Here is a 13503-nt window from a genome sequence, read left to right as displayed (position 1 = left end):
TTTTAGTATATTAATAGTGGAAACCTAATGCTAATATAAAATTACTCTTTTTCAAAAAAAATTTTTTATTAGGGGGAAGATCGTATGAAAAAGAAGAGTTTAGCATTAGTGTTAGCGGCAGGAATGGCAGTTACAACGTTTGGAGGGACAGGTTCTGCTTTTGCAGATTCTAAGAATGTACTCTCTGCGAAAAAGTACAATGAAGTAGTACAATCACCTGAGTTTATCTCTGGAGATTTGACTGGGGCAACTGGGAAAAAAGCAGAATCTGTTGTGTTTGATTATTTAAATGCAGCAAAAGCAGATTATAAGCTAGGGAAAAAGAGTGCAGAGGATTCGTTTAAAGTGAAACAAGTAAAGAAAGATACTGTAACGGATTCAACAGTGGTGCGTATGCAACAAATGTATGAAGGCACACCTGTATGGGGATCTACTCAACTAGCTCATGTGAGTAAAGATGGCTCACTGAAAGTGTTATCTGGAACAGTTGTACCTGATTTAGACAAAAAGGAAAAATTAAAGAATAAAAATAAGATTGAAGGCAAAAAAGCGATTGGAATTGCACAGCAAGATCTAGGATTCACTCCGAAATATGAGGTAGATCCATCAGCAGATTTATACGTATATCAAAATGGTGAGGACGTAACATATGCATATGTTGTGAAATTAAACTTTTTAGAGCCACAACCAGGAAACTATTATTATTTCATTGAAGCAGATAGTGGTAAAGTGTTAAATAAATACAACACAATTGACCATGTAACAGATGAGGATAAAGCACCTCTTAATAAAGAAGTTGTAAAACAAGAGGCGAAAACGGCTGGAAAGCCTGTAACAGGAACAAATAAAGTTGGGACAGGAAAAGGAGTATTAGGAGATACGAAATCACTTAATACAACATTATCTGGATCTACTTATTATTTGCAAGATAATACACGTGGAGCACAGATTTTCACATACGATGCGAAAAATCGTACTACGTTACCAGGAACGTTATGGGCAGATACGGATAATGTGTTCAATGCATCTTATGATGCGGCAGCGGTAGATGCTCATTATTATGCGGGTGTCACATATGATTACTATAAAAATACGTTTAATCGAAACTCTATTAATGATGCAGGAGCGCCACTAAAGTCAACAGTTCACTATGGTAGAAGCTATAACAATGCTTTCTGGAATGGCTCACAAATGGTATATGGAGATGGTGATGGAGCAACATTTGCGCCGTTATCAGGTGCATTGGATGTAATTGGGCATGAATTAACACACGCTGTTACAGAGTATAGCTCGAATCTGATTTATCAAAATGAATCAGGTGCATTAAATGAAGCGTTCTCCGATGTTTTTGGTACGTTAGTAGAGTACTATGATAATCGTAATCCAGACTGGGAAGTTGGAGAGGATGTTTATACGCCTGGTAAATCAGGGGATGCATTACGCTCTATGAGTGATCCAACTAAATATGGTGATCCAGATCATTATTCTAAGCGTTATACAGGTACAAGTGATAATGGTGGTGTTCATACGAACAGCGGTATTATCAATAAAGCGGCCTACTTACTAGCAAATGGTGGTACACATTATGGTGTAACAGTGAACGGTATTGGTAAAGATAAAGTAGGAGCAATCTATTATCGTGCAAATACGCTATATTTCACTGAATCTACTACGTTTAGTCAAGCGCGTGCTGGGTTAGTACAAGCTGCAGCGGATTTATATGGCGCAAGTTCTGCTGAGGTTACAGCGGTGAAACAATCGTATGATGCGGTTGGTGTAAAATAAGGTTTCTTCATTATATAAAAAATAAAAAAGGGAGCGAATGCTCCCTTTTTTATTTTTTCTTCCACTTTCTCCATAGGTACAATAACCCGATACAACCTGCAATTGTTATAATCCACTTTGCTTCATTTGTTCCATTCATAACATGATATGCCGAATACACTTCAATGAGTAACGCAGGGATTTTTCCTAGTGTACTGGCAATACTGAAAGAAAGTAGGGACATTTTCCCTAAAGCTGCGAATAAAGTAACAATACTCGATGGAATAAAGGGAATGAAGCGGAATGATAAAACGAGTAAAAAAGCTTCTTTTCCTTGAACGTAAAGGAGCCGCTCCACTTTTGGATAATGGTTTATCTTGTTTTGAGCGAATTTCTGAAGACCTAATCGATAGAAATAAAAAGAAATAATGGCCCCTAATGCTTCGCCTGCGATCGAAATGAGTGTTCCATCTGTTAAACCGAAGAGTTGTATGTTGATTGCGGTTAGAAAAATACTTGGAATGAAACCGGCAAAGCTAATGATGATATTAAATAGAATACTAAGTGGAATTGCTAGCGTGTAATGTTCTGTCAGTACATCATGAATCAGTTCTTGCATGTCGTTATAGTCCTTTGTCTTTTTTAGCATTACACCATATTTCATTAATATAGGCAAGCGTAGATATCCCTTTAAAACGAATGCTTTTCCCTCGCTATTGCAGAACAGTAACATGCTCGCTTTAAAGTGTAGTGAAAATGAAAGTCTGTAAAAGCGAGATCCTTTGAGAATTGAGGGATAATATGGAATTAATTTACATAATGTAGACGAAATGCACCTATATACCCGTTATAGGTATATGGTATATAAAAATGGGGGTATGTTTTTGTTAGAATAACACTGTTAAATAAGTGTTTTTTATGACGAAATCAAATATACCCCCATGAATTGAAGGGTATTGTATAGATTGTGGCTCTCATTTCGAGAAAATGGTTATTTGGATGGGGGGAGAAAAGTGTTATCGGGAAACAATACGAAAAAATAAGAAAAAGCATGTAGGAATTTAGAGTGCTACATGCTTTTTCTTATCTAAAATTGACTTTTGATGAAGTTCCGATAATAATCATGAAAGAGGTGATATGATGAAACGATTATGGAGTATTTTCTTGAGCAGCTTACTTGCGATGATCCTTGTGTTAAGTGGTTGTACAGGACAAGAACAGAAAAAGGAAAGTCTGAAAGAAAGCAATTCAACATCAATAGAAAAGATTAGCGACAATATTTTAGACGAAATGGAAGGGCCGCCGAAAAACGGTCATACGATAGAACGTCATGTTGGGAAAACAGAAGAGGATTTGAAGAAGCGATTACAGACAGATAAAGTATCAGCAGCAAGTACATACTATGATAAAGAAGTAGCAACGAAAGCTGTTAAAGATAGCTTAAAGCAACATGAGAAGGAAATTGAAAATTGGTTAAAGAATTCTAAAGAGAATCGTCTCGTATTAAATACGAAGCATTCATTTCCTGTTGGAAAAACAGTATTAAAGAAAGATATGAGTGTGAAAGATAATCTGATGAAAACAGTAACTGTTTTAGCACGGGATAAGTCAGGATCATTAGGATTTAAAATTATTACTTCCTATCCATCTGATAAATAAGAAAGGGGGAGAGGAGCATGTATCCGACATTTCAATATTTCCTAAAAGCATATTGTACGTTAAGCGTACAGGAAGAAGAGATTACGGATGTAATGACGGAGTTTGCAGAGCAAGAGAATCAAGAAACAATTGCAAACTTACAACATGAACTATTACATATGCAAAAAGAAAATTCTTGGGAGGACAGTTGTTTATTAGCAGCCAAACAAGGAAATCGTATATGGTCATTAGAAGAGACACGAGAGCATATAGAGACATTTTTACATGTATTGCAAAACAAAAAGGCGTGAAAGATCACGCCTTTTTGTCCTTTTTGTATACACTTTTTGAAATTTGGCCATTTGATATAACTTGACCGTTTTGTGTTACTTTTTTATAAGTGACAGCAGTAATTTTATTTTCAGTATTACTAATTACTTTCGATGAAACTTCTACATCTTTTCCAGTAGGTGTGCCGAAAATACGTGTAGTTATGCTACTACCATTAGAAAATGCTTGAATATAAATATGTTTTCCAGTATTATTTTTGAATTTTAAATCTGGACCGTAATCGGCTACAGCCGCATCTTGACCAAGTGGTAAGTAGTTAACAGGCATAGAATGGTTACTACGAGCAACAACTCCTAAATCAGCACGTAATGCAGCTCCATATAGAGTACTACTAACTTGGCAAACGCCGCCCCCAGCACTCTGGATCACTTTACCTTCTGAGAATACAGCTGCAGATTTATAACCATGTGCCGCATCAGTAATGCCAACACGTCCATTGAAACTAAAGGTTTCATCAGGTGCTACGATTGCACCACTTAAAGTATTAGCCGACTTATTTACATTAAAGGATTGATTGCCATTTCGGCCAGCCATAGGAGTAGAATATTCGGCAATGACCTCTGTAATTCCCAGGTCTTGAATATCTTTTGTAGAGCGCTCTGGTTTTATGGGTGAAATTGGAAGTTGTATGTTCTGTGTACCGGTAGTAATGGCTTTCGTCGTTAAATCTTTTAATTTTTCTTTATCAACTTGCTCTCCATTTTGACTTTCACTAATACTTACTGTATTTCCTGAAATGTTTAATTCTGCATTTACAGGATTTTTTAAAGTGTCGTTGTATTTTTCTTTCATAAAAGCTTCATAAGTTGTTGTATTCAAGTGGGGTGTTAATTTATATTCACGTTTTAATTCGCCGTTTTCAGCTTGTTTCCGTATTTTATAACGTTCAATAATGTTTCCTTTTTGCTCTTTAAAGATTTTTTCTACAATATCGTTTTCTTTATATTCAATGCCAAGATCTTTCCACGTATAAGTTTGTGTATTACCCTCGAATACATAATTAAGGGATTTTTTATTCGATTCATCAATTTTTTGTTGGATAATTGTTTGAACATCCGTTTTACTTTTACCATCAAGAGAAGTACCTTCAAATGTAGTGTGTGGTAATACATTTGTATCGAGCTGTGTATTCAATTTAGAAATGTATTGATAACCACTAATCCCACCTGCACATAGTAATATTCCTCCAGTGACAGCAGAACCGATAAGTAAGTTACGTAGCTTCATTTACTTCCCCCCAAAAAATTAATATATAAGGCCATATGTATTTATTTTTTTATGTATGCATGATAGCAATAGGAATATGTTATGTACTAGTATACTATTATTTCGCTCGCTGTTGTAATATTTCTATAAAAAAAGTTACATTTCTGTAATAATTGTCTCTTTTTGTCATTATTTGTGTAAAAAACGAAAGAATTTTGTTGAAAATTATAATAAAAAGGCTNNAGCCTTTTTATTATAATTTTTTATGCTCAGTTTTATTCGTAACACCGAGATGTTCTTGTAATGTTTGAGATATCTCTTGTACACTCTTTTCATCAGGAATGTAGTAGTAGATCCCACCGATATATTTATCGGCACCTTTTACTTGAAGTTTATCCATCTTTAAGTCAGATCCCATTGTGTTCTTCGTAATTGTCATCATGTCATCAAATGTTAAATTTGTTTTTAAATCATTCTCAACAGCATCTAATAATCCACCAATTTTATTAATGGAATTTAGGGATAACGCTTTTTGAGCAATTGCTTCTAAAACAAGCTGTTGACGCTGACCGCGCATATAATCGCTATCAATATGACGAGTTCTAGCTAAAGCAAGTGCTTCTTCACCATTTAAATGCTGGCGTCCTTTTTCCAAGTGAATTGCGCCTGCTTCATCTTTACTATTTTGCTCTGTAAATTCAACAGGGACATCTACATCAATGCCACCAAGAGAATCGACAATTTTTATAAAGGATTTAAAGTTAAATTTCACATAGTAGTCAACAGGGACATCTAAAAAGTTCTCAACTGTATCAATTGTACTATCCACGCCTCCAAATACATGAGCGTGTGTAATTTTATCGTATTTATCGCGTGATTTAATATAAACACGAGAGTCACGTGGGATGCTAACAAGTTTTACTGATTTATCATTTTTATTGATTGTGGCAAGTAATAATGCATCTGTACGTGTTGCTTTACCGTAAGATTTTTCGCGAAGATCACTTTCATCCACACCCATAATAAGGACAGACACATTATCGGTCATCGGTTTAACGGCTTTTTCTCGTTTATCGGATTTATCGCCTCTATCTAGTTTAGCATAGGCATTATTTAAAATTGATTTTGCTTTATTATATATGTGGAAAGAGTAGCCTCCACCTCCAATTGTTACAATGAGCAGTGGAATGAGGATAAACCATAGTAGACGTTTTTTCTTAAATCGCCTCTTTGAGGTTCTATTATTGTTTTCTACATCTGAGTTCATTATTTAGTTCTCCTTTAAATCATTCAATTTGCATATCGCTCTATAATGTGTAAATGAGACACATAAGAGATATTGTACGCTACATATACATTGTTGTACATGTATAAAAAATAGATGTCTCAATTATTTATGAGACATCTATTCGTATTGTATACAAAAAGGGTGAATAAGAAAAGGATTAAATTTTACCTTCTTATAGCATAATGCTTACGATAATTGAGGATAAAATGCTGACGAGTGTCGCGCCGTATAAAAGTTTTAAACCGAAGCGAGCAACAACGTTTCCTTGTTCCTCATTTAATCCCTTAACGGCACCGGAAATAATTCCGATGGAAGAGAAATTAGCAAAGGATACAAGAAAAACAGAAATAATACCTACTGTACGAGGGGAGAGGCTATTTGCAAGTTTGCTGAGATCCATCATGGCTACAAATTCATTCGTTACAAGCTTTGTAGCCATAATACTTCCTGCGGTGACAATCTCTTTACTCGGCACACCGATAAGAAAAGCGATAGGGGAGAAAGCATAACCAAGTAATTGTTGAAAGGTAATTCCAAAAATAAGGTGAAATAAATCATTAATACAGCTAATTAAGGCAACAAAACCAATTAACATCGCACCGACCACAATAGCGACGCGAAATCCATCTAGAATGTATTCTCCAAGCATTTCAAAAAAGGTTTGTTTTTCGCCTTTAATTTCTAAAATATCGTCTTCTTCTTTCACTTCATATGGATTAATAATAAGTACGATAATAAAACCACTAAATAAATTTAAGACGAGAGCAGTTACTACATATTTTGGCTCAATCATTGTCATATAAGCACCGACAATTGACATGGATACAGTTGACATAGCGGAAGCACAAAGTGTATACAAGCGATGTTTTGGAATTTGAGCAAGTTGTTTCTTTACAGTAATGAATACTTCTGATTGACCTACAATGGCAGAAGCAACAGCGTTATAAGATTCTAATTTGCCAAGTCCATTGATTTTGCTGAGAAAAAAACCAATCCAGCGAATACAAAAAGGGAGTATTTTGAAGTGCTGTAAGATACCAATTAAGACGGAAATGAAGACAATTGGTAAAAGTACATTGATGAAAAATGGCATTTCTCCCTTGTTTGTAATACCACCAAATACAAAGTTTATCCCAGATGCAGCGTAGTCCAATAATTTTGTGAATAAATTAGAAACTAGAGTTACGAGCACGAGACCAATTTCTGTGTTTAATAGTAAAAATGTTAAAATTAACTGTATAATAAGCATAATGAAAATCGGTTTGAATTTAATATGCTTTTTATTATTACTTGCGATGTAGGCAAGAAAGAAAACAACAACAAGACCGAGAAAAAAAGTAACAAATCGCATAATTAGCCTCCTAAAAGAGATATTCTGTTACATAGGTTTTTCATTTCGAGGGAGAATATGCATGCTCGGTAAAGAGAGGAATGAAGTAGAAAGTGATTATAACTAAAGTACATCATATTGCAATTATTTGTTCTGACTATAAAACATCTAAAAATTTTTATACAGGGATTTTAGGATTTAAAGTAATAAATGAAGTTTACAGAGAAGAAAGGGATTCGTATAAATTAGATTTATGTGTAGGAGGTCAATATCAAATTGAGTTATTTTCATTTCCAAATCCACCAAAGCGCCCAAGTTTTCCAGAAGCGACCGGTCTTAGACATTTAGCATTTGCAGTTACGGATATAGAAGAGGCAGTTCGGCATTTACATCAATACGGGGTAGATACGGAGCCAATACGTGTTGATGAAATAACAGGAAGACGATTTGTATTCTTCCAAGACCCGGATTGTTTACCGTTAGAATTATATGAGGATTGAAAATTGGGGAATTTTATATAGGTTTGCTTTTTGACAAATGAAGAGACTAAAAACAAAGTAAAGCTTCCATTCGTTTTCCATTCAATCAGCTTCTTTGATGGAGAGAAAACTTCTTTTAAAAAGGAGGTGTAACTTTAGCTAATAAGAAGCTAAAGGTGTTCTTTGGAAATTACTAAATTAATTATGGTTGTTATTCTTATTGCATTAACTGGTTTTTTTGTGGCAGTTGAATTTGCGATTATAAAAGTACGCAGTAGCCGAATTGATCAACTAGTAGGAGAACAAAAAAAAGGGGCACTAGCAGCTAAGAAAGTGATTTCAAATTTAGACGAATATTTATCAGCATGTCAGCTTGGAATTACAATTACAGCTTTAGGACTAGGGTGGTTAGGTGAGCCAACGATAAAGCATTTATTGGAACCGTTATTTTTAAAGATTAAACTTTCACCTACAATCGCGAGTACAGTTTCCTTTATTATTGCATTTGCTGTTATTACATTTTTGCATGTTGTGATTGGAGAGTTAGCGCCAAAAACATTTGCTATTCAAAAAGCAGAGCAAGTAAGCTTACTACTATCTAGGCCACTCATTTATTTTTATCGAATTATGTATCCGTTTATTTGGGCTCTAAATGGTTCGGCTCGCTTGGTGACAGGTATATTTGGATTATCCCCTGCTTCTGAGCATGAAGTCGCACACTCAGAGGAAGAATTACGCCTCATTTTATCGGAGAGTTACAAAAGTGGAGAGATTAATCAAGCTGAATTTAAATATGTAAATAATATTTTTGAATTTGATAATCGATTAGCAAAAGAAATTATGGTTCCACGTACTGAAATAGTCGGTTTATATGAAGATGAGCCATTTGAGACACATATTAAAATAATTGGGCGCGAAAAGTATACAAGGTATCCTGTATTCGGGGAGGATAAAGATGAGATTATTGGGATGGTGAATGTAAAAGACTTATTTATTCGCTATATGGATGATGAGATAAATGAAGAATGCTCGATTAGTCCATATATGAGACCCGTTATTGAAGTTTTAGAAAATATCCCGATTCATGACTTATTATTACAAATGCAGAAAAGAAGAATCCCATTGGCTGTGTTATATGATGAGTATGGAGGAACAGCGGGGATGGTAACACTTGAAGATATCTTGGAGGAAATTGTTGGTGAAATCCGCGATGAGTATGATGAAGATGAATATCCTCCTGTTGAACATATAAGTGAAACATATAAAATTCTAGATGGAAAAGTACTCATTAGTGAAGTAAATGATTTGTTTGGATTACATTTAGTTGCGGATGACGTAGATACGATTGGTGGTTGGATCATGATGCAAACACAGACAATTATGGAAGGGGATGTTATTGAGAAAGACGGTTGGGTTTTCAAAGTAGTTGAAAAGGATATGCATCAAATTAAACGAGTAGAAATAAAAAAAATAGAAGCAAAAGACATAGCGATTACCTAACCTGTATTCCGCTATTCAAAAGCAATAAGCCCCACCTCAAGATTCAGAGGAAAACGAGGAAGAGAGGTGGGGATAATGAGTGCGAAAAAAGGAGTATCACAGATTACATTTTCAATTTACGATTATGGACGTAGGTTGTCTTCATAAAAAAAGCAATAATGTTTGCGCTTTCAAAAGTGGTACTATATAGTGAAAGGGGCTATGGAAATTAAACTTTTACAATTATATTTTCATAGAAAAGTTTTTTAGGTGATCGATTAGAATAAAAAGTACAGGTGATGAGAAATGATAGCAACGAAAGATATACGTATTGAAAAAGATTTTTTAGGAGAAAAGGAAGTACCACGTGCAGCTTACTATGGTGTTCAAACATTACGTGCTGTAGAGAATTTTCCGATTACAGGATATCGCATTCATGCCTCATTAATTAATGCGATGGCAATGGTTAAAAAAGCTGCGGCACTTGCTAATATGGAGACAGGTTATTTGCAAGAGAATATTGGGAAAGAAATTGCAGAAGCAGCTCAGGAAATTATTGATGGAAAATTTTATGAGCAATTTATTGTAGATCCAATTCAAGGCGGGGCAGGGACTTCCATTAATATGAACACAAATGAAGTAATTGCTAACCGTGCATTAGAAAGAATGGGATATGAAAAGGGAAGCTATACAATAATCAGTCCTAATACACATGTAAATATGGCACAGTCAACAAACGATGCGTTTCCAACAGGAATTCATATTGCAACGCTTATGATGCTAGAAGAACTTCTTATTACAATGGATGCGCTTCACAAAGCATTTACTGATAAAGCGAAAGAATTTGATCATGTAATTAAAATGGGGCGTACGCATTTACAAGATGCTGTTCCGATCCGTCTTGGACAAGAATTTGCAGCTTACAGTCGTGTGCTTGGACGTGATATAAAACGTATTAAGCAGTCTCGTCAACATTTGTATGAAGTAAATATGGGAGCAACAGCTGTCGGAACTGGATTAAATGCAAATCCTACGTATATTGAGCAAGTTGTAAAACATTTACGTAGTATTAGCGGGTTCCCACTTGTTGGTGCTGAGCATTTAGTAGATGCAACGCAAAATACAGATGCTTATACAGAAGTATCTGCAGCGTTAAAAGTATGTATGATGAATATGTCTAAAATTGCAAATGACTTGCGTATTATGGCATCTGGTCCACGTGTGGGGTTAGCTGAAATTCAATTGCCAGCACGTCAACCAGGATCATCTATTATGCCAGGGAAAGTAAATCCGGTTATGGCGGAAGTGATTAACCAAGTTGCTTTCCAAGTTATCGGAAATGATCATACAATATGTTTAGCATCAGAAGCAGGGCAATTAGAACTGAATGTAATGGAACCAGTGTTAGTCTTTAATTTAATTCAATCTATTAGTATTATGAATAACGCATTCCGTGTATTCCGTGAATACTGTATTCAAGGTATTACTGCAAATGAAGAGTTGTTAAAACAATATGTTGAGAAAAGTGTTGGTATTATTACAGCGGTAAACCCTCATATTGGATATGAAGCAGCTTCTAGTATTGCACGTGAAGCAATTAAAACAGGCAAATCAGTCCGTGAACTTTGCTTAGAGCATGGAGTGTTAACAGAAGAAGAACTTGATATTATTTTGGATCCATATGAAATGACGCATCCTGAGATTGCAGGAGCTTCGCTGTTAAAAAATAAAAAATCCTAANNTTAGGATTTTTTATTTTTTATATAATGGATGAAAAAACGATCCCTGCATAAGGGATCGTTTTCATCTATTAAAAGAGGTTAAATACAGAACCAAGTTGAAGTAAGCTAATTGCAGCTAAGAAAATTAAGCTATATTTCATCGCTGTTTTAAATAAAGCAGATTCTTTACCAACTAGTCCAACTGCTGCACAAGCAACTGCTACTGATTGTGGTGAAACCATTTTTGCCATTGTACCGCCAACTACGTTAAGTGCGACGAGTGTAGATGGTACAATATCTAGCTGTGCTGCAGTTACTGCTTGAAGTGGTGCGAATAAAGAACCACTTGATACTACTGAACCAGTTAAGAATACGCCAATCCAACCTAAGATTGGAGATAAGACTGGGAATGCATCTCCTGTAGATGATAAAGCTAGTCCAAGAGTAGAAGACATACCAGAATAGTTTGTTACATATGCTAATGCGATTACGCTACAAATTGTGTAAATTGGAACTTTTAGTTCTTTTAATGTTTCAATAGTTAATTCTTTAACCAATTGACCTTTTACACGATATACAAGTAAAGATACGATAATTGCTAATACAATTGCAGTAGTTGTAGATGAAAATACATCTAGTTTGAAGATTGCTGCAAATGGTGTATCTGCATTTACAATTGGTGTTGTTTTAATAACATGATTGTGTAAACCAGGAACTTGAAGATTCCATACTAAGCTTCCTAACGCACCATCTGGAGCGAATAAACCTTTAATTGCTTTTAAATTGAAAATTGTTACGAATGCAGTTAAGAAAGCAAATGGTGACCAAGCGTATAAAATTTGTTTCATTGTGTAATTGTGTTTTTCAGCTTTTTCATTGCTAGATTGCTCTGAAGATTTTGGTTGCCATACACGTAAGAATAAAGCTAATGCAACCATGCTGACAACAGCTGCGAAAATATCAGTTAGTTCAGCACCAAGGAAATATGTTACAACAAATTGTGTAAGAGCAAAAGAACCACCACTTACAAGGATACCTTGCCAAGTTTCTTTAATACCTTTAAGACCATCTACCATTGCAACAAGTAAGAAGGGTAATACAAAACTAATGAAAGGTAATAATGTTACAGCCTGACGACCAACAGTTAATGCATCGATTTGTGTTAATTGAGCAGGTACTGTAACAGGAATACCCATTGCGCCCATTGCACCACCAGCAATATTTGCAACTAAACAAATACCTGCTGCTTTTAATGGGTCAAATCCCATACCTACAAGTAATGCCGCTGTAATTGCAACTGGTACACCAAATCCAGCTGCACCTTCTAAGAAAGCACCGAATGAATAAGCAATTAATAAGACTTGAAGACGACGGTCGCTTGTAATACTAGAAATGCTGTCACGAATAACATTAAATTGCCCAGTTTTTACTGTTAATTTGTAAAGAAAGATTGCTGCAATAACAATTGTACAAATTGGATAAAATCCAGCTGCTACACCAAATGCAGCTGATGATACTGCCATTGTTGCAGGCATTTTGTAAACAAATATGGAAATAATGATTGCTAAAATTACGCTATAAAGTCCTGATAAATATCCTTTGATCTTAAATACTGTTAAACAAAGAACGAAGAATAAGATTGGAAGAGCAGCGACAAGTGCTGATAACCAAATGTTGTTTAACGGGTCATAAATTTGTGTCCAAGTATTCATAATAATGACAACTCCTATCTATAATATGTGAAACCATTCACATTATTTGTGAAATAATTCACAATCAACTTACATTGCTAAGTATATTCCTGTTCAACACTATTGTCAACTTGAAAAAGTATAATTATTCCATAATAGTGTTAACTGTAAAAAATCCGCTACATTTTGTTCATAAACTGGACAAAAAGAGGAATCGTGTATACGAGAGTACACGATTCCTATATAAAACGAAATAAAAAACAACATAAAATGAAATTTTAATCAGTAGGGGTGTTCTACATCTCTCACTATTCATGCGGGATACTCTTTTTCAGCATGAGCATGAATAGAAGCAATGAGAATCTCTTCCTGTTACTTTCAAGTTAAAATAGAGGGAAATGCAAGTTCTCGTTGTCTTTGTAGTAGTGTTTTATAAAGTGAAACTTTAATCAGTGGGGGTTTTCTTCATCCCCCACTGATTATAAGCCCTCACCAATCGGGCTTTTACGGACAGTTTATCTCCCACCTAACTTCTTTAGAAAAGCGGAAGCGGCTC

11 protein-coding genes are annotated in these 13503 nt (G+C 35.1%); 6 read left to right on the top strand and 5 right to left on the bottom strand.

Going from position 1 to position 13503, the window contains the following annotated elements; translation table 11 throughout:
• Positions 1 to 84 precede the first annotated feature (84 nt).
• On the top strand, positions 85 to 1785 hold the full coding sequence (locus tag CN373_RS18020; RefSeq protein ID WP_098359839.1) for a M4 family metallopeptidase: 1701 nt from the start codon (positions 85 to 87) through the stop codon (positions 1783 to 1785).
• A 49-nt stretch (positions 1786 to 1834) separates the two neighbouring features.
• On the opposite strand, the gene CN373_RS18015 is transcribed toward CN373_RS18020, so the two are convergent.
• Positions 1835 to 2383 (bottom strand): TVP38/TMEM64 family protein, encoded by a 549-nt coding sequence (locus tag CN373_RS18015; protein ID WP_001156939.1) that lies wholly within the window; start codon positions 2381 to 2383, stop codon positions 1835 to 1837.
• 521 nt (positions 2384 to 2904) lie between these two features.
• Between CN373_RS18015 and CN373_RS18010 the strand changes: the two genes are divergently transcribed.
• Together CN373_RS18010 and CN373_RS18005 are read left to right on the top strand one after the other, a co-directional pair.
• On the top strand, positions 2905 to 3423 hold the full coding sequence (locus tag CN373_RS18010) for an RNase A-like domain-containing lipoprotein (protein WP_000827041.1): 519 nt from the start codon (positions 2905 to 2907) through the stop codon (positions 3421 to 3423).
• Positions 3424 to 3440: 17 nt separating this feature from the next.
• The gene (locus tag CN373_RS18005) at positions 3441 to 3713 is read left to right on the top strand and encodes a hypothetical protein (protein ID WP_000283613.1); all 273 of its coding nucleotides are present in this window, start codon (positions 3441 to 3443) and stop codon (positions 3711 to 3713) included.
• A 4-nt stretch (positions 3714 to 3717) separates the two neighbouring features.
• Here the strand turns inward: CN373_RS18005 and CN373_RS18000 are convergent, their stop codons facing one another.
• From CN373_RS18000 to CN373_RS17990, 3 genes are all read right to left on the bottom strand, one after another.
• Positions 3718 to 4980 carry a VanW family protein gene (locus CN373_RS18000; RefSeq protein WP_000776830.1) on the bottom strand — a complete coding sequence of 421 codons (1263 nt, stop codon included), beginning with the start codon at positions 4978 to 4980 and terminating at the stop codon, positions 3718 to 3720.
• A 232-nt stretch (positions 4981 to 5212) separates the two neighbouring features.
• Positions 5213 to 6229, bottom strand: coding sequence for an LCP family protein (locus tag CN373_RS17995; RefSeq protein ID WP_111901853.1), 1017 nt, complete (start codon positions 6227 to 6229; stop codon positions 5213 to 5215).
• A 190-nt stretch (positions 6230 to 6419) separates the two neighbouring features.
• A complete protein-coding gene (locus CN373_RS17990) occupies positions 6420 to 7598 on the bottom strand; it encodes a NupC/NupG family nucleoside CNT transporter (RefSeq protein ID WP_001213089.1) in 1179 nt (392 codons plus the stop codon).
• 92 nt (positions 7599 to 7690) lie between these two features.
• On the opposite strand from CN373_RS17990, the gene gloA2 reads away from it, so the two are divergent.
• The 3 genes from gloA2 (at position 7691) to aspA (ending at position 11275) form a co-directional block, all read left to right on the top strand.
• The gene (gloA2, locus tag CN373_RS17985) at positions 7691 to 8077 is read left to right on the top strand and encodes an SMU1112c/YaeR family gloxylase I-like metalloprotein (protein WP_000587493.1); all 387 of its coding nucleotides are present in this window, start codon (positions 7691 to 7693) and stop codon (positions 8075 to 8077) included.
• Positions 8078 to 8239: 162 nt separating this feature from the next.
• Positions 8240 to 9556 (top strand): hemolysin family protein, encoded by a 1317-nt coding sequence (locus CN373_RS17980; RefSeq protein ID WP_098359837.1) that lies wholly within the window; start codon positions 8240 to 8242, stop codon positions 9554 to 9556.
• Between the two features lie 285 nt (positions 9557 to 9841).
• On the top strand, positions 9842 to 11275 hold the full coding sequence (gene aspA / locus CN373_RS17975; RefSeq protein ID WP_000562126.1) for an aspartate ammonia-lyase: 1434 nt from the start codon (positions 9842 to 9844) through the stop codon (positions 11273 to 11275).
• A gap of 70 nt (positions 11276 to 11345) precedes the next feature.
• Here aspA and CN373_RS17970 read toward each other — a convergent pair whose 3' ends face one another.
• Positions 11346 to 12968: a lactate permease LctP family transporter gene (locus tag CN373_RS17970; protein WP_098359836.1), complete on the bottom strand. Its 1623-nt coding sequence runs from the start codon at positions 12966 to 12968 to the stop codon at positions 11346 to 11348.
• Positions 12969 to 13503: the final 535 nt, after the last annotated feature.

Origin of the sequence: Bacillus cereus (genome assembly GCF_002561295.1) — a bacterium.
Classification (GTDB): domain Bacteria; phylum Bacillota; class Bacilli; order Bacillales; family Bacillaceae_G; genus Bacillus_A; species Bacillus_A cereus_S.
The sequence above is the reverse complement of the archived record's forward strand: the minus strand, read 5'-3'. Positions and strand labels throughout refer to the sequence as shown.